The organism is Acidovorax sp. Root219, assembly GCF_001428665.1.
Classification (GTDB): domain Bacteria; phylum Pseudomonadota; class Gammaproteobacteria; order Burkholderiales; family Burkholderiaceae_C; genus Acidovorax.
In genome coordinates, this window is record NZ_LMIJ01000046.1 from 198,194 (window position 1) to 215,854 (window position 17,661).

The 17,661-nt window shown below is 68.5% G+C and carries 11 protein-coding genes, 1 other RNA gene and 1 pseudogene; 4 read left to right on the plus strand and 9 right to left on the minus strand.

Annotated features, from left to right (window positions below):
• Window positions 1-31: 31 nt before the first annotated feature.
• The 5 genes and pseudogenes from ASE28_RS29430 to dnaX form a co-directional block, all read right to left on the minus strand.
• A pseudogene (locus ASE28_RS29430) lies at window positions 32-1,080 on the minus strand (ABC transporter substrate-binding protein); the annotation flags it as partial.
• Between the two features lie 187 nt (window positions 1,081-1,267).
• Window positions 1,268-1,693, minus strand: coding sequence for an MAPEG family protein (locus ASE28_RS29435; protein ID WP_057205690.1), 426 nt, complete (start codon window positions 1,691-1,693; stop codon window positions 1,268-1,270).
• Between the two features lie 103 nt (window positions 1,694-1,796).
• The gene (gene recR / locus ASE28_RS29440; protein WP_057269593.1) at window positions 1,797-2,393 is read right to left on the minus strand and encodes a recombination mediator RecR; all 597 of its coding nucleotides are present in this window, start codon (window positions 2,391-2,393) and stop codon (window positions 1,797-1,799) included.
• Window positions 2,394-2,621: 228 nt separating this feature from the next.
• Complete coding sequence (locus ASE28_RS29445) at window positions 2,622-2,954, minus strand: YbaB/EbfC family nucleoid-associated protein (protein WP_007847962.1); 333 nt, start codon at window positions 2,952-2,954, stop codon at window positions 2,622-2,624.
• A gap of 80 nt (window positions 2,955-3,034) precedes the next feature.
• Window positions 3,035-5,059 (minus strand): DNA polymerase III subunit gamma/tau, encoded by a 2,025-nt coding sequence (dnaX, locus tag ASE28_RS29450; protein WP_057269594.1) that lies wholly within the window; start codon window positions 5,057-5,059, stop codon window positions 3,035-3,037.
• A 388-nt stretch (window positions 5,060-5,447) separates the two neighbouring features.
• On the opposite strand from dnaX, the gene ffs reads away from it, so the two are divergent.
• An RNA gene (gene ffs, locus ASE28_RS31730) (signal recognition particle sRNA small type) lies at window positions 5,448-5,544 on the plus strand.
• Window positions 5,545-5,960: 416 nt separating this feature from the next.
• The gene (locus ASE28_RS29455) at window positions 5,961-6,539 is read left to right on the plus strand and encodes a hypothetical protein (protein WP_235516247.1); all 579 of its coding nucleotides are present in this window, start codon (window positions 5,961-5,963) and stop codon (window positions 6,537-6,539) included.
• Between the two features lie 59 nt (window positions 6,540-6,598).
• Here the strand turns inward: ASE28_RS29455 and ASE28_RS29460 are convergent, their stop codons facing one another.
• From ASE28_RS29460 to ASE28_RS29470, 3 genes are read right to left on the minus strand one after another with little or no spacing between them, the layout of a single operon-like run.
• Window positions 6,599-7,963, minus strand: coding sequence for a TIGR03862 family flavoprotein (locus ASE28_RS29460; RefSeq protein WP_057269595.1), 1,365 nt, complete (start codon window positions 7,961-7,963; stop codon window positions 6,599-6,601).
• A gap of 43 nt (window positions 7,964-8,006) precedes the next feature.
• Window positions 8,007-11,543, minus strand: coding sequence for an exodeoxyribonuclease V subunit beta (locus tag ASE28_RS29465; RefSeq protein WP_057269596.1), 3,537 nt, complete (start codon window positions 11,541-11,543; stop codon window positions 8,007-8,009).
• Window positions 11,540-14,086 (minus strand): PD-(D/E)XK nuclease family protein, encoded by a 2,547-nt coding sequence (locus ASE28_RS29470; RefSeq protein ID WP_057269597.1) that lies wholly within the window; start codon window positions 14,084-14,086, stop codon window positions 11,540-11,542. Before ASE28_RS29470 ends, ASE28_RS29465 begins: the two co-directional genes overlap by 4 nt.
• A 109-nt stretch (window positions 14,087-14,195) precedes the next feature.
• On the opposite strand from ASE28_RS29470, the gene trxA reads away from it, so the two are divergent.
• Together trxA and rho are read left to right on the plus strand one after the other, a co-directional pair.
• Window positions 14,196-14,528, plus strand: a complete 333-nt coding sequence (gene trxA / locus ASE28_RS29475; protein WP_057205675.1) for a thioredoxin TrxA — start codon at window positions 14,196-14,198, stop codon at window positions 14,526-14,528.
• Window positions 14,529-14,789: 261 nt separating this feature from the next.
• The gene (gene rho / locus ASE28_RS29480) at window positions 14,790-16,052 is read left to right on the plus strand and encodes a transcription termination factor Rho (protein WP_007847642.1); all 1,263 of its coding nucleotides are present in this window, start codon (window positions 14,790-14,792) and stop codon (window positions 16,050-16,052) included.
• Between the two features lie 181 nt (window positions 16,053-16,233).
• On the opposite strand, the gene ASE28_RS29485 is transcribed toward rho, so the two are convergent.
• On the minus strand, window positions 16,234-17,622 hold the full coding sequence (locus tag ASE28_RS29485) for a CoA transferase (RefSeq protein ID WP_057269598.1): 1,389 nt from the start codon (window positions 17,620-17,622) through the stop codon (window positions 16,234-16,236).
• Between the last annotated feature and the right edge of the window lie 39 nt (window positions 17,623-17,661).

The window sequence follows — 17,661 nt, forward strand, 5'->3', positions numbered from 1 at the left end:
AGTTAGACGGTTGAAGGCAAATCCGTATCANACGTTGTACTTCTGCCGCGCCTTGCGCACCCACTCGTTGCTGAAGGTGCGGGCCAGGTCGACCTTCACGTCGGTCACCTCAGGGCCGGTGCGGCCCAGCACGCGCAGCGCGGTGGCGGGCCCGTCGTCGGGCATCAGGCCGTTGGGCGAGAAGGTCTCGCGCACACGGCTGAAGGCGGCCAGGTACAGCCCGCGGTCGCCCAGCAGGTAACTGGGCGGTACCACCTTGATCAGGTCGGCCGGCGCGGCCGTCTGCAGCCACTTGAGCGCATGCACGATGCCATTGGTCAGCGCCTGCACCTGGGCCGCCTGCTTTTGCACGAAGGCCTGGGGCCCATACAGGCAACCGGCCGGCATGTTGCCGCCAAACAGCTCCTGTGAGCCCTTCAGGGTGCGCATGTCGCCTACGATGTGCACGTCCATCTTCTGCTCCAGCAGCGTCATGATGGGATCTGCATGGCACAGCGCCTGCACCTGGCCCGTGCGCAACGCCGCCACGGCCGGCGCGCCCGAGCCCACCCCCACAAAGCCCACGTCGCGCTCGCGCATGCCAGCGCGCGCCAGCAGGTGGATGGCCATGAGGTGCGTGGACGACCCCAGGGCCGAGACACCGATGCGCCGGCCCGCGAGGTCAGGGAGTGCCTCGTAGCGCGGCAAGGCCTTGCGCGAAACGCCCATGGCGATCTGCGGCGCGCGGCCATGCACTGCCATGGCGCGCAGGTAGCTGCCACGCACCTGCTGGCGGATGGTGTATTCGTAAGCCCCCGACCCCACGTCGGCGGCCCCTTGCAACACGGCCTGCAGTGCCATGGCGCCACCGGCAAAGTCGGAGACCACCACCTGCAGCCCTTCGCTCTCGAAGTAGCCCAGCAGGTCGGCCAGCGCCAGCGGCAGGTGGTAAAGCACGCTTTGCCCCCCGACAGCTACCGTGACGCGACCCAGCCCCGGCGCGGCCGCCTGCTGTGACAGCACGGCAGGCGCAAACACCGCAGCCGCCGAGAGGGCGGATACGGCACCAAATGCGCGGCGGCTGAGCAAGGGACTGGGCATGGAAAAATGAAAGGCGAAGAGGCCATTGTTGCACTGCAACAATCGTGCCTCAGCATAGCCCGGCAGGCATCAGGGACTACCCCTGAGGACTAATACGTAGGTGACAGTGGCGTGGGGCCCACGAAGGGCAAAAAAGCGGGCCGCGAGGGCCCGGCCGCGGGCGAAAAACGCCCGCCAGCCCTGGCGATCAGCGGTATCCCATGAACAGGATGCCGATGTTGACGAGCAAGGCACCCGACCACAGCGCACTGCGCACGGTAGGCATGTCCGCCACATACATCATGATGTAAAAAATGCGCAGAAACACCCACAGCAGGGCTGCCAGGTCCAGCAGTGTCTGGCCTGCGCCGAGCTGGTGCGCAATGATCACCGCGCCGATGAAGAACGGCAGCGCCTCGAAGCTGTTGGTCTGCGCTGCATTGGCGCGTGCCTGCCAGCCTGTCTGCCGGGCCAGCCAGGCCCGTGGGTCGCTGTTGTCGAAACCGCCCTGCCCGCGCGATTTTCCCAGCCCCCCGCTCTTGGCCAGGTAGGAGCACACCATGGGCAGCAGCGCAGCCACCAGCACACACCAGTAGGCCGCCGTGAACCGGGCCATGTGCATGGAGGAGTTCATTCTTGTTGCACTTTCTTCTTGCTATTGCCTGCCAGCCTTGCCTGGAAAGCCATTGAATCGATAGGAGGGCACGGATTCTAAGCGGCCCTGCACCCAAGCCACTTCAGCGCCGGTCCACGAGCGCATGGGCGATGGTGCCCAGGTCCACGTATTCCAGCTCGCTGCCCACCGGCACGCCGCGAGCCAGCCGCGTGACGTGCAGGCCCCGGGCCTTGAGCGCCTCGCTGATCACATGCGCGGTCGCCTCGCCCTCGGCATTGAAATTGGTCGCCAGGATCACCTCCTGCACCGTGCCGTCGCTGGCCCGGTCCATGAGCTTGTGCAGGCCGATCTCCTTGGGGCCGATGCCGTCGAGCGGACTGAGCCGCCCCATCAGCACGAAGTACAGCCCCTTGAAGGCCCCCGTGCGCTCCAGCGCCGACTGGTCCGCAGGCGTCTCCACCACGCACAGCCGCGTGGCATCGCGCTCCGGGTCCAGGCAGGTGCTGCACACATCGGCCTCGGTGAATGTATGGCAGCGGCTGCAGTGGTGAACCGACACAGCCGCATCGTGCAGCGCCCGTGACAAGGCCTCGGCCCCCTCCCGGTCATGCTGCAGCAGATGAAACGCCATGCGCGAAGCCGACTTCACCCCCACCCCCGGCAGCCGCTTGAGCGCCTGGATCAAAACATCAAGGGAGTTCGTGGAAGAAGAAGCCATAGGCCCAGTGTACGCAGCGAAAAGCCGGTTTCAAAAAAATGCCCAGGCGCAAGCAAGCGAAGCGAGCAACGCGCCGCCCCCCCCGGCTTCACACCCCGCCCTGACAGGCGTAGCGAGCGGGATAAGCTGCTAGGCGGACGGAGCACAGGAACCGGAACGTACTTGAAGTACGTGAGGATTCCGAGCACCGCCCAACGACGCAGATTGCCCGCTCGGTAGCCAGCCAACTTAGAAAGGGAGTTTCATGCCGCCGGGGAGGCCTGGCATCCCTGCCGTGAGCTTGCCCATCTTCTCACTGGAAGTCTCTTCCGCCTTGCGCACCGCCGCATTGAACGCAGCCGCCACCAGGTCTTCGAGCATGTCCTTGTCTTCGGCCAGCAGGCTCGGATCGATGGTGATGCGCTTGACGTCGTGCTTGCAGGTCATGAGCACCTTCACGAGGCCGGCGCCGGATTCGCCCTCGACCTCGATGAAGGCCAGTTCGTCCTGCGCCTTCTTCAGGTTGTCCTGCATGGCCTGGGCTTGCTTCATCAGGCCGGCGAGTTGTCCTTTGTTGAACATGGTGGTGGTCCTTGGGTTGGAGGTTGTAGGTTGGAGGTTGTCTGTCTATCGATCTGTCGGCATCGGTTGCTGCAAACGCCTCACGCAGGCTTGATGCTGCCCGGCACGATTTTCGCGCCATGGTCGCGCAGCAGCGTCTGCACATAGGGGTCGTTCATCACGATCTCTTCGGCCACGCGCTGGCGCTCGGCAGCGGCAGCGGCGTTGCGGCGCGCGGGGCTGTCGATCACCACGCCCACCTCGACGGTGATCTGGGTGGCATGGCCGGCATTTTCCAGCGCGGCGCGCAGGCGCTCGCGCGCCGTGGGCTGGTTGAGCGACTCGCGCTCCACGCGCAGCAGCCAGTGGCCACCATCGCGTGCCACCAGTTGCGACTGCAGCGCCAGCTCGCGCACCAGCGCGGTGATCACTTCGGCGGCCACCAGGGACTGTACGGTGGTGTACCAGACCTCGCCCTCTTCGGTCGGCGTATAGCGGGCCGAGGCAGGCAGCGATGCCGCCGAAGGCGAATGCGCCGTGGGCTGCAGGCGCACGCCAGGCTCTGCGGACATGCTGCGCACGGGGATGGACATCACGTCGGCCGCCGGGCGCTCGGCCACGGCCGTGGCGGGTGACGATGACCTGGCGTGCTCGCCGCCATCGCGCTCATCGCCAGACCCGCCGTGCTGCCGGTCGAAATCGTCGAGCGTGCGCACCGGCAATAGCGTGGACTGGGGCGCCGCGGCCACGGGCGCAGGTGCGGGCACGGGAACCTCCGGTGCAGCGACGACCTTGGCAGCCGCAGGCTCTGCGGCCAACGGAGCGGCGACATGGGCGGCGGCGGCCACCGGGACAGGGGCAGTGGCAACCACCGCGGGTGGCTGCACGACAGCCACGACCGGGGCCGGAGCCGGAGCCGGAGCCGCCGGCAAAGGTGCAGCAACCGGGGCGTGAACAGGGGCCGAAGCCGCCGGTTCAGGCCGCGTCAGAGTTTTTTTTTCTGCCGGGCCGTCGCCGGCCGGGGGTTTGAAGGCCAACAGGCGCAGCAGCACCATGGTCAGGGCTGCGTATTCGTCGGGCGCCAGGCCCAGCTCGCTGCGGCCGTGCAGGCACATGCTGTACAGCAGTTGCGTCTCATCAGGCGGCATGGCAGCCGACAGGCGCGCGGTCTCGGCAGCCTCGGGGTCGTCGGCATCGACGGCGCCCACCATCTGCGGCACGGCCTGGAACACGGCCATGCGCTGCAGCACGGCACTCATCTCTTCGAGCGTGGAGGCGGCAGACAGGCCGTTCAGGCGCAGCACATCGGCGGTTTCCACCACCGTCTTGCCGTCGCCCAAAGCCAGGGCTTCGATGAGGCGGAACACGTAGGAGCGGTCCACCGCGCCCAGCATCTGGCGCACGCCGGCTTCCTGCAACTGGCCGCTGCCGAAGGCAATCGCCTGGTCGGTGAGCGAAAGCGCATCGCGCATGGAGCCGCGCGCGGCGCGCGAGAGCAGGCGCAGCGCCTGGGGCTCGGCGGGCACGTTCTCGGCCGCGAGCACCTGTGTGAGGTGGCTGAGCACCGTCTCGGGCGCCATGGGGCGCAGGTTGAACTGCAGGCAGCGGCTGAGCACGGTGACCGGCACCTTCTGCGGGTCCGTCGTGGCAAGCACGAACTTCAGGTACTCGGGCGGCTCCTCCAGCGTCTTGAGCATCGCATTGAAGGCGGTGTTGGTGAGCATGTGCACTTCGTCGATCATGAAGACCTTGAAGCGCCCCTGCACCGGCTTGTACACGGCCTGCTCGAGCAGGCTCTGCACCTCGTCCACGCCGCGGTTGGAGGCAGCGTCGAGTTCGGTGTAGTCCACGAACCGGCCGCTGTCGATGTCGGTGCAGGCCTGGCACACGCCGCAGGGCGTGGCGGTGATGCCGCCCGTGCCGTCCGGCCCCTGGCAGTTGAGCGACTTGGCCAGGATGCGCGACACCGTGGTCTTGCCCACCCCCCGCGTGCCCGTGAACAGGTAGGCATGGTGCAGGCGCTGCTGGGTGAGCGCATTGGTGAGCGCCTGTACCACGTGCTCCTGCCCCACCATTTCGGTGAAATTGCGGGGGCGGTACTTGCGGGCGAGCACGAGATAGGACATGGCTTGATTCTAAGGGGGTCTGCGGATGCCCCTGCACAGCGCTCGCCACCACCGGAGACGGCTTTCACCCCCCCAAAAGGCGCCGCTGGCAACCCGGGGAAAACGGATCTGGGGAGGCCCTGCTGTCGATGGTGCTGCAGAGCAAGGGGGCGACTGTTCGCGATGCCCTGGGTGCCGGTGTGTCCGGGGTAGGCCGGGCAATGTCCATGGCCTTGCAGGGATTGCCATCTGTGCCATGCATCGGCGTCACCATCTGGGGGCTGGTGGGGCCCCAACCTTCATTGCTTGGCAGCGCCGTGTGGCACGAGCATCCAAATAACCCGTCGCGGCAAGGACAAACTGGCCATCGAAGCCGGCCACCTGCCGCGCACCCGCTACAATAGCCAGTGACGGGCCTCCCCGCATGGTAAAGCGGCCAAACGGGTCAGGTGGGGAACCAAGCAGCCCTAACTGTGGAGTCAGTGCCGGGGGTAAGGCTCGTCAACTTCTTTCTTCTTTTTTGCGCCCTGCGCAAAAATGCCTTTTTGGTCGCGCACGCATTGGCGCGCGACGCGCCACAACCGATTGCCATCCCTCCTGAGGTTCCGCCCAAGGTTCTTTTGAACAGGCGCGCAGACCTTGTCGGTGATGTCCGACACAGTTTCGCGGCATTCGGAGCTTCCCCTCGCCGATGGAGAGGCGCACACTTTGCAGCATCGCCTAGTCCATCTTTTTTCTATCGGGTGCTGCCATGTCTACCGCCATGACCGTGCAAGTATTCACCGCCCGCAGCCAAGCAACCGGGCATCCCGATGGCTACGCCATTGCAATGGCAACAGGGCATGCGGCCCACCGCAGAAGCAGGGATCTTTGCACCGCAGGGCTGTTTTGGCTCACCACCGGAGTGGCCACGGCGGCGGGTGTGAACTTCGCCGACGAAGCCATGGCCAGCCTGCGCGAAAAGACCACCAGGGCATCCTCGTTCTATGAGATCAACAGCGTGGTGCTGCCGGACTTTGGCGACTATTCCGCACGCATCAATGCGCTACCCGGCAGCCCGGGATACCAGTTCAACAGCACCCAGTCCATTGACCTCACCGGCTGGCTCATCACACGCGAGTCTTACGGCAAGTTCGGGCTGTCATTGGGCATGAGCGCGCCAACGGCCAGTGCCGTGCCGCTGGCATCGGATGCACCCAGCCCTGCAAGCGTGGACTTCGGCGTGCGCTGGCGTTCGCAGCGTGAGAGCGGGCCACAGTTCGACGTATCGGCCTGGGCACGGACTTCGCAGCTGGCGCCTTCATCCGACGCATTGACCATGATCCGGGACGCACAGCAACCCCTGTATGGCACGCGCCTCGAAGTGCAATGGGAATCGTCAAAGACCCGGGGTCTCGTGCCCGAATTCGGCGCGGTCGGCGTGCAGTTGCAGGGCGGATCGCGCCTGCTGTTGCGCGCCAGGAAGGGCGGGCCGATGCTGTATTACCGGTCGAGGTTCTGACAACCTGCATCCGTGCGGCATTGCAGCAGTGCCGACAACGCCCGCGCTCGGGCAAGCCCTCAAGCGCCAGCGCGCAGGAACTTCAGCACGCCCTGCCCCGCCAGCCTGCCGCTGGCCATGCTGGCCGTCAGCAGGTAGCCACCCGTCGGAGCCTCCCAGTCCAGCATTTCGCCGGCGCAGAACACACCCGGCGCGCGGGAGGCCATGAGGTCGCCGTCAAGTGCCTCGAAAGCGACGCCACCGGCGGTGCTGATGGCTTCGTCCAGCGGCCGGGTGGCCACCACCGTCACGGGCAGCGCCTTGATGGCATGGGCCAGTGCCACAGGGTCGGCCACGCCATCCTTGCCCAGGTGCTCGTAGAGAATGCCGGCCTTGATGCCATCGAGCCCCAGGCGACTTTTGAGGTGGCTGGACAGCGAGCGTGAGCCACGCGGGTGGCGCACCTCCACCAGCACGCGCTCGGGCGTGTGGTCGGGCAGCAGATCGAGGTGGAAGGTGGCGTGGCCATGGGCCTCGATCTCGTCGCGCAGCAGCTGCGAGACAGCGTAGACCAAGCTACCCTCCACGCCCGTGGCCGTGGCCACGAATTCGCCGCGGCGGCTGAAGCTACGCCCTTCGCTGTCGGTGAAGCTGATGGCCACCGTCTTGAACGGCTGGCCGCCGAAGCGCTCGGTGAAGTGCGGGGTCCAGCCTACGGCGGGGGTGGGCGCGCGGCCGATCAGCTCGCGAAAGAAATCACGCCGCGTCTCGCCAGCGGGCACATCGCCACGCACCACGTCGAAACCGCAGTTGGCCGGGCGCAGCGGTGCCACGGCCACGCCGCGTGCAGCCAGCAGCGGCACCCAGGCGCCATCGGACCCCAGGCGTGCCCAACTGCCACCGCCCAGGGCCAGCACGGTGGTGCGCGCGGTCACGGCCAGCTCCCCAGCGGGCGTGGCAAAGCGCAGTGCACCGCCCTGCCCCTCATTGGCCCAACCCAGCCAGCGGTGGCGCATATGGAACTGCACGCCCTGGCTGCGCAGGCGCTGCAGCCAGGCGCGCAGCAGCGGCGCGGCCTTCATGTCGGCCGGGAAGACCCTACCCGAGGTGCCGACGAAGGTTTCCACACCCAGTCCCTGCGCCCAGTCGCGCACCGCCGGCCCGCCGAAGGCGGTGATCAGCGGCTCGACCTGCTTCTCGCGGCCCACGAAGCGGGTGGCAAAGCTCTCGTGCGGCTCGGAGTGCGTGAGGTTGAGCCCACCCTTGCCCGCCAGCAGGAACTTGCGGCCCACCGAGGGCATGGCATCGAACAGGTGCACGGCCACACCGGCCTGCGCGAGCACCTCGGCCGCCATGAGGCCCGCCGGGCCGCCGCCGACGATGGCGACGTCACAGGCCAGGCCAGGGGTGGCAGCGTCCTGCGCGATGGGGGTGCTTGCATTCATGGTGAGGGGCTTTCGGAAATCGGGAGAACAACAACAGCGGGGATCAGAACAGCGAGCCCTGCGGGGAATCGTCCGTGCCGGGCGGTGCCTGGCGCGGCTTGCGGGACGAAGAAGAAGGAGAAGAAGCGGGGGTTGCCGCGGCCATGGCCACAGGCACAGCGGGGGCGAGAGTATGCCCCACCACGGCGACGGCCCCATCCACTGCGCTGGAATCCGCAGCCAGCACCACCATGCGCCCGTCCCCGGTCAGGAAGGCCGCGTGCACGGCCTCGCCCGGCATCAGGGCGTGCACGGCCTCGCGGTAGCGCTGCAGTTGCGCCATCAGGCCGGGCTGGCGCTCGGGCTGGGCGGCGCTCTTGTAATCCAGCACCCACCAGCCCGGCGCAGGGCCTGGGCCTTGGCGCCCCACCGGCCGGCGCACCAGCCGGTCGAGCCGCAGGCTCTGGCCCTGGTGGTTCAGGGGTGCCTCGTTCATGGCGCTGTCCATCTCGGCAGGGTCCCAGGCCCAGGCGCCCTCGCCCGCCAGGATGCGCTGGGCCAGTTGCGCGGCGCGCGCGGCGGCGGCAGCGGTGATCTCGTGGTCCTGCGCCAGGCGGGCCAGGCGCGCCGGCGGCCAGCCGTGGGCGCGCAGAGCGGCCAGCGACATGCCCGCCACGCCGGCCTGCTCGAGCAACTGGTGCATGGCATCGCCGAGGCGGGATTCGGGGGTGGACTGCGCAGGCGCCAAGGCGCCGGGGCTGGCGGCGCCTTGGGCCGCGCCGAACCCTTCGACCAGGCCCGCACCCGACTCACCCTTGCGGCCCTGCCCCAGTTCGGGCGGCAGCACGGGCAACTCAGGCACCACAAAGTGGGCAGCCGCTTCGCCGCCGGCCGCCACTGCCGGGGCATCGACCCCTTCCTCCTCTGGCAAGACCGCATCGTCCACCAGCATGGCCAGCCGGTTCCACCAGCTGCCAGGAGATGAGCTGGCGGGCTGCACCGACGACAGGGCTAGGCAGTGCTTGGCCCGCGTCATGGCCACGTAGAGCATGTTGAGTTCTTCACGCTGGCGCGCCTGCTGCTCCACGGCGAGGGCATCGACCGCGCTGGGCGGCGGGCTCGATTCGCTGGCCAGGAAGACAAAGCCCGTGGGCACCGGCTGCTCGCCAGGCCAGTCCACCAGCACGCCCATGGTCTCGGCCTTCTGGGGGCGGGTGTCGGTGTCGAGCAGCAGCACGCACTGCGCCTCCAGCCCCTTGGCGCCGTGCACCGTGAGCAGGCGGATGGCCTGCGCATCCACCCGGCCGGGCGCACGCACGCCGCCCTTCTTCATGGCGCGCACGAAGGCATAGGGCGTGAGGTAGCGCCCGCCATCGTGCTGCAGCGCGGCGGCCAGCAGCGCGCGCAGGTTGGCCTGCACCGCTGCGCGCTGGGTGGCCGGGGCCGCCGCCGCAAAGCGGGCCAGCACGTCGCCATGGGCATAGATGGCGTGCAGCGCATCGTGCGGGGGCAAGGTGTCGACCCAGGCCTTGTACTGCGCGAGCACGGGGCCGGCAGCAGCGCAGGGCGTGGCGTCCACCAGTTCAGGCCGCTGCAGCAGTTCGAACCAGCTCAGGCCGGAATGCTCGGGCTGGCGGCGCAGCAGGGCCAGGGCCACCAGCGCATCGTCACCCAACCCGAACAGCGGCGACCTGAGCGCGCGCGCCAGCGACAGGTCGTGCCCGGTGGAGACCAGGGCATCGAGCAGGGCCACCATGTCCTGCACCTCGGGCGCGTCGAACAGGTCGGCCTTCTCGGGCTGCACGCAGGGCAGGTGCAGGGCACGCAGCGCGTCCTGCATGGAGGCGAGGCGATCACGCTTGCGCGCCAGCACCAGCACCTCCTTGGGCGGCACACCGCCCGCGATCTGCGCCGCCACCCAGCGCGCGGCCTGCTCGCATTCGCGCATGCGCTGGGTTTCCTCGGCCTCGTGGCGCGGCTCGGTCAGGCTGTCGCGCCAGGCCAGCAGACCGCCGCCCGCAGGGCCACTGGCTTCCAGAGGCTCGATGGCCGGCAGGCGCAGCAGTTCGCCAGGGTCGGTCGATTCGGTCGTGTGGTTGCGAAAACCACTGGTCTCGCCCTGCGCCTGCGCCGTGCCCAGGGCATCGTTCACGGCGGCGATCACACCCGTGGCATTGCGGCGTGTGTGGTCGCAGCTGAGCAGGTCGCCCGAGAGGCCGTTGCGCACGAAGGCCTGCGCCGCCAGGAACACCTGCGGCTCGGCCCGGCGAAAGCGGTAGATGCTTTGCTTGGGGTCGCCCACGATGAACACGCTGGGCGCGGCGGAACCGCCGCCCGAGCCCGCGTAGCCCGAGAGCCAGGCGTGCAGCGCCTGCCACTGCAGCGGGTTGGTGTCCTGGAACTCATCGACCAGCAGGTGGCGGATGCGTGCATCGAGCCGCTCCTGCACCCAGCCGCTGAGCACCGGGTCGGCCAGCATCACCAGGGCCGTGCGCTCCACGTCGTTCATGTCCACCCAGCCGTGCTGGTTCTTGACGGCCGCGAACTCTTTGATCAGGCAACGCGCCAGCCGCGCCATGCGCTGCTGGTGCAGCCAGGCGTCATGCTGGCGGCGCGCCAGCAGCAGGCGCTGCAGCTCGGGCTCGGCCTCCTGCGCGGCGGCGAATTTCTCCAGGTTTTTCGACAGCCGGTCTTCCTTGGCCACGAACAGGGCCTTGCGCAACAGGTCCAGGCGCAGGTCGAGGTCGTCGCAGGCGAAGGCATCGACGATGGAATCGGCTGCCTTCTGCGGGGTCTTGGCAGACTCCACCCTCAGGGCCTGGGCCCGGTCGAGCCAGCGGCGGCGCACGAGGTCGCCGCGCAGCGCATCGGCAGGGTTGTCCATGCCGGCCAGCTCGGGGCAGTGCTCCGCGAACGGGGGCACCGAGGCATCGACCACCCCGGCCTCGTCGGCCAGATCGAATTCCACGCGCTTGGACAAGGCTGCCGCGAGCGCCTTGTGCGTCTGCGAACGCCCGTGGCGGAACACCGCCGCCTCGTAGTCGGCGCGCAGGCCGGCGTGGCTGTCCACCGCGTGCAAAAAGGGCTGCCACACCTCGCGCACGGCCTCGGCATCGTCCTCCAGCAGCTCGAAATTGGCGGGCAGGCCCTGCGCCTGCAGCAGCGCCAGCGGCGCCGTGCCCAACAGCGCGGCAAACCAGCTGTGGAAGGTACGGATCTGCACCGGCCGGCCGCTGGCCAGGACCTGCCGGTACAGCCCGCTCAGCGCCTCGCGCTGCTCCAGGGCCCGCTCGGGGCGGATGCCGCGGGCCACCAGTTCACCCGTGAGCTGGTCCAGAGGCGCATCGGCAAACTGCTCCAGCCATTCCTGCAGGCGCTGGCGCATTTCGCCTGCGGCCTTCTTGGTGAAGGTGATGGCCAGGATCTCGTGCGGCGCAGCGCCGTCGAGCAGCGCGCGCAGCATGCGCGAGACCAGCATCCAGGTCTTGCCCGCACCGGCACAGGCCTCGACCGCCACGCTGCGCGCTGGGTCGCAGGCAATGGCATAGAAGGCCTCGCGCGAAACGCCCTGGCCGTTGTGTTCGTACGCAGCGTTCGTCATGCCCAGAAATCCTTGCGGCACAGGCCGCGCGCCGCGCAGTACTCGCACACCATGCCCTCGCCCAGTGCGGGCATGGGGTCGCCTGCGGCGATGCGCTCGAAGTCGTGCTGTATGCCCTCCACCAGCAGGTCGCGCAGGGCCACCACCTCCTCCTGCTCGTGCATCTGCGTCTCGCCGCGCTCGCCCACGTTCACATAGGCGGCGCGCAGGGTGTCGTGGCTCAGCAGCGCGGCGTAGAAGGCCAGCTGTGTGTCTTCAGCCCCGGCACCGATGCGCTGGCGCGTGACGGAGTCGCTCTCGGTCTTGTAGTCGATCACCAGGGTGGTCACCTCGCCGGCGCCCGACACCCCATCGATGCGGTCGATGGTGCCCACGAGCTCCATGCCCCCCAGCGGCTGCGTGGTCCGGAACTCGGCCTGGCGAAAGCCCGCGCCCAACTGCTCGTGCTGTGCCAGCCAGCGCAGGTAGCCATCGCGCACCTGCGGCCAACCCGCGGCAAAGGGCAGAAAGTCGCCACCTGTGAGGCCCTGGCGCGCCGTGACGGCCTCGGCCGATGCGTCGAGCCGATGCGTGCGTCCAGGGCCCGCATCAAGCGGCGCCTGCAACAGGCCTTCGTGAAAATGCTGCAGCACCTCGTGCAGCCAGTTGCCGAAATCGCGCTTGTCCACTTCGCTGCCCAGTTCCTCCGCATCCTGCAGGCCCAGCTGGCGCAGCGCGAAGAAGCGGTAGGGGCAATGGCGCAGGTCCGAATACGCGGTGGACGACAGCTTGTGCACCGGCAATGCCTGGCCGCTGGGCAGCGGCCGGGCCGTGGGCGCACTGGCCACGCTGCGCGCAAGGCGCAGGTCCTCGCCCGCGTGTGCTGCGCCGTCGAGGTGCAGCGCCAGCACCAGGGCACTGGCCAGCAGCGGCTCGCCCCCCTCATCGCCGGTGCGCCACAGCACGTCCACCACGGGGGTCTGCAGCGCGCTGCGCCAGGCCAGGCGTTGCGCGGCCTCCAGCGAATCGCGGGTGGGCAGACCCCAGGCCTCGCGCTGGGCCTGCGTCCATTCGCCCGGCGGCTCCGGGGCGGGCTGCAGGCGCTTTTCATCGCAGCCCGGCAGCACCAGCGCGGCAAAGGGCCGGGCCAGCAGCTGCGGCAGCGGCAGGATCACGACCGGCGCGCCGGGCGGCGGCGGCGGCACGAAGCGCGCGGCCTCCAGCACCTCGTCTACCCAGCGGGTGAACTCGGCCAGCGCCATGCGCCGGCCCACGCCGTCCCAGGCTTCGAGTTCGGCCTGCAGGCCCTCGGGCAGGCGCAACACGGCAAGCACGCGCTCGCCCGCCTCATCGGCCTCAAGCACGGCCCACTGACCCGTGGCTTCGAGCAGGCCGCGCAGGGCGGCAAGCCACTGCACCAGCGGGCGCGCCGCACGCAGGCCGGCGCGCCAGGCCTCGGTCTGCGCCACGGTCGCTGCCAGTGCCGGGTGGGTGCTCCAGTCGCGCTCGGCCACCGCACCCCAGCGCGCCAGCGATGCCTTGCGCAGGGCTTTTTCCAGCGGGTTGAGGGTGCCTGCCTCCCACGCCGGCACCTGCTTGAGCCAGGCAAGCACGGCGTCGGCGTCGGCATCCCAGGCGCAGGCTTTCAAGGCGGCCATGAGCTGCGCGGCCGCGCGCGTGGTCGACAGCGTCCAGCCGCTCTCGTCGCGCACGTCCACGCCGCTGCTGCCCAGGTGGGCGCGCACGCGGCGGGTCAGCGCCCGGTCGGTCGCGGCCAGCACCACGGGCACGCGGCCGGCGGCCAGGTGGGCCAGCACGCAGGCGGCGGCGCGCTGCGCTTCGTCCTCGGCATCCGTTGCGGCATGCAGGGCGATCTGCCCTTGCACCGCGCCATCCCCTTCGGGCGCATACAGCGGCAGCAGCAGCGCTCGCTCGCCCCAGTGGGCCAGCAGCGCGGCCGCCATGGGCTCGGCCTGGAAGCCTTCGAACACCACCAGCGCATCGGTGGCGGCCCGCACGCCAGGCTCGAACAGCACATCGGTCGCGTAACGCGAGGCCAGCGCCCATTCAAGCGCAATGCGCGCCACCACGGCCTCGAAGCGCAGCGCGCTGCCTTCGTCCGCCGGCGGCAGCAGGCTGCGCGCCTGCACTCCCCAGGCATCGCGCTGTGCGGGCGGTACGGCCGCCACGGCCAGGGCCAGTTGGGCGGCGGCCTCCTGCAGCGGCGTGGCCAGCACGTCGCGCTGGGCCGACAGGCCGGCCTGGTCCAGCAATGTGCGCGCGGTGAGCGTGTCGCGCGCCACGTCGCCCGCCAGGTCCTGCCCCTCTGGCACGAAAACCGCGAGCTGGTGGGCCCAGTTGCGCGTGGTTTCGAAGCGCGGCACGAAGCTGTCCGGGTGCCGGCGCGCCCACAGGCGCTGGCCCCAGGGCATGAGCTGCGCATAGGGCACCAGCACCACGGTGCGGGCCGGGTGCGCGCCGTGCCCGGCGAGGTGCCGGGCGACCTCGCCCAGCACCCGCGCCCAGCAAGGGGCTGCATGATCGGTTTTAGCTATGACAGTCATAGCATCGGAGGGCCCGGCCACACCGGTGAACGTGGGATTGGTTTCTGTCACAATGACCCAACTTTATACGTACCCCGGTCCCAACCCGCCCAGCTACAAGGAATACGCCATGGCCAGCGAACTCATCAAGCACCTCACCGACGCCAGCTTTGAAGCCGACGTACTGCAGTCCACCACCCCCGTGCTGGTGGACTACTGGGCCGAATGGTGCGGCCCCTGCAAGGACATCGCCCCCCACCTCGACGACCTGGCCAAGGCCTATGAAGGCAAGCTGCAGATCGCCAAGCTGAACATCGACGAGAACCGCGAGACGCCTGCCAAGTTCGGCATCCGCGGCATCCCCACGCTGATGTTCTTCAAGGACGGCCAGCTGTCGGCCACCAAGATCGGCTCCATGCGCAAGGAGCAGTTGACGGCCTTCGTCGACCAGCAATTGGCATAACGCCACTGCTGGTGGTGGCACTCCGGGCCGGGGTGCCACCGCCTTGCATTTCACCGCCGCTTGCATCTCTTCACATGCCCGAGGGCAGCGGCCTGGCCTTCCCGGATTTTTTCCTGTCATAATTCCAGCAGATCACCGGCTTGCACGCATTGGCAACCGGTTCGAGAGATCCCCAGGCACGCCGTGACTGCCATCAGCAGACCACCGGCGAACAGCCCACCTCCCCCGAGACACCTACCTACTCCGCCAAGGAGTCATTCCATGCACTTAAACGAACTCAAGGCACTGCACGTGTCTGAAGTCCTGAAGCAGGCCGAAGAACTCGAAATCGAAAACACGGGCCGGATGCGCAAGCAGGAGCTGATGTTTGCCATCATCAAGAAGCGCGCCAAGGCCGGAGAGCAGGTGTTTGCGGATGGGGTGCTGGAAATCCTGCCCGACGGCTTCGGCTTCCTGCGCAGCCCGGACACGAGCTTCACCGCCAGCACGGACGACATCTACATCTCCCCCAGCCAGGTGCGCCGCTTCAACCTGCACACCGGCGACATGATCGAAGGCGAAGTGCGCACCCCGAAGGACGGTGAGCGCTACTTTGCCCTGACCAAGCTCGACAAGGTCAACGACGGCCCGCCGGAGCAGAACAAGCACAAGGTGATGTTCGAGAACCTGACGCCCCTGTTCCCCAAGGAACAGATGCGCCTGGAACGCGACGTCAAGAGCGAAGAGAACATCACCGGCCGCATCATCGACATCATCGCGCCCATCGGCCGTGGCCAGCGCGCCCTGATCGTGGCCCCGCCCAAGAGCGGCAAGACGGTGATGATGCAGCACATCGCCCACGCCATCACGGCCAACAACCCCGATGTGCACCTGATGGTGCTGCTGGTGGACGAGCGCCCTGAAGAAGTGACCGAAATGCAACGCACGGTCAAGGGCGAGATCATCGCCTCCACCTTCGACGAGCCCGCAGCGCGCCACGTGCACGTGGCCGAGATGGTGATCGAGCGCGCCAAGCGCCTGGTCGAGCTCAAGAAGGACGTGGTCATTCTGCTCGACTCCATCACCCGCCTGGCCCGCGCCTACAACAACGTCGTGCCCTCCAGCGGCAAGGTGCTGTCGGGCGGTGTGGACGCGGCCGCGCTGCAGCGCCCCAAGCGCTTCTTCGGCGCCGCCCGCAAGGTCGAGGAAGGCGGCTCGCTGACTATCATCGCCACCGCGCTGGTCGACACCGGCAGCCGCATGGACGAAGTGATCTTTGAAGAATTCAAGGGCACGGGCAACTGCGAAATCCACCTGAACCGCCGCCTGTACGAAAAGCGCGTGTTCCCCGCCATCGAACTCAACAAGAGCGGCACGCGCCGCGAAGAGTTGCTGCTGGTGCCCGAGATCCTGCAGAAGACCCGCATCCTGCGCCAGTTCATGTACAACATGGATGAGATCGAGTCCATGGAGCTGATGATCAAGAACATGAAGGCCACGAAAACCAACGTCGACTTCTTCGACATGATGCGCCGCGGCGGCTGATACGGATTGACCTTCGACCGGCTAACGTCGTTGGGTCGCCTTGCCGTGCCAAAGCACTGTCTGCGGCTCCCCGCCTAGTTATCCGGCCGAATGCCAACCCGTACAAGGCTGCCTTTTGGCACCACGGATACAACGCCCCGCAGGCCCAAAAGCCTGCGGGGCGTTGTTGCTTGAGGGCCATTTACCAGCGCGCCTGCGCAGAGCCCAGAGCCAGTGCCGGCCGGTCCCAATGCATGTCAGCGCACTGCACTTTCAGTGGTGCGCGCACCCGCCGGGCCAGGCCCCATGAGGTGGGCTCCAGCGCGTCATTCCAATCATCTTGCTGCTCGGGCGCCAGAGGCTCCACGGGGCCCCTCTCGGCGGACACCAACCAGTGCGCCGTGCGCGCCAGGGACAGCCGCGCCGTGCAGCCCGCACCGATGGCCACGCGGCGCACCAGGCCGCGCACGGCAGCCGCCGCCATCAGGTAGCCCGTGGCGTGGTCGATGGCCTGCACGGGCAGCGGCACGGGCAGGTCCTGGCCCGAGAGACGCATGCCCGTCTCGGCGATGCCGGTGCTCATCTGCACCAGGCTGTCGAAGCCGCGCCGGCCCTGCCAGGGGCCGCTTGAGCCATAGGCATTGAGCGACACGTCCACCAGACCCGGGTTGAGCTCGCGCCGCCTTTGCTCGCCAAGCCCCAAGTGCTCCAGCGCGCCGGGCCGCAGGCCATGCACCAGCACATCGGCCTGGCGCAACAAACCTTCGAACACCAACAAGTCGGAGGCGACCCGCAGGTCCAGCCGCGTACAGCGCTTGCCCAGCACCACCTCGGGCACGGTGACAGGCTCATCCCAACCGGGCGGGTCGATGCGCAGCACATCCGCGCCAAAGCCCGCCATGAAACGCGTGGCCGTGGGGCCGGCAAGGATGCGCGTGAGATCGAGCACCCGCACACCGCGCAGGGGCCGCGCGGGATCGATGCGCCAGTCGGGCTTGGCCACCGGGTTTCCAATACGCCAATGCACCAGGGGTTCGGCCTGCACCGCCAGGCCCTGTGGGTGGGCATTCCAGCCCGCCACGCCGCGCATGGAGGCAGCGCAACCGCCCCGCTCCACCACTGCGGCCTCCAGTGCGTCGGCATTCCAGCCCGCCACGGCGCGCGCAACGACCTCTCTGTCGGCCTCCACACCCAGCACGGCCAAGGCCGCATCGCGGTGGTGCGGCGCATTCGTGTGCAGCCGCACCCAGCCATCGGCCGCGCGGTAGTCCCCGGCCACGGCGTCCCATACCGGCGGCAGAGACCAGCCCTGCGGGCGCAGCGACATCCCGAACCAGAAGGAGGCCAGGCGCCGGTCCACCTGTACGGCAGGCCCATCGCTGGCAGCCTGTGCGATGAACTCTGCCACGGCCAGCCCCGCCACACCCACCGAGGCGGCGGCCAGGTCCGTGACCGGAAACACCGAGGGCAGATCGCCCCGGCCTGCGACGGACAGGTGGTGCAGCGCTGCTGCCGGGCCATCCAGCGCTGCCCATGCCTCGCAAGCCAGCGCCAAAGCGCCCGTGGGGACTGAAATCGTGTGGGCAGACATAGAAAAACCTCCTTGAAAGAGGCTTCCCAGAATAGGTTG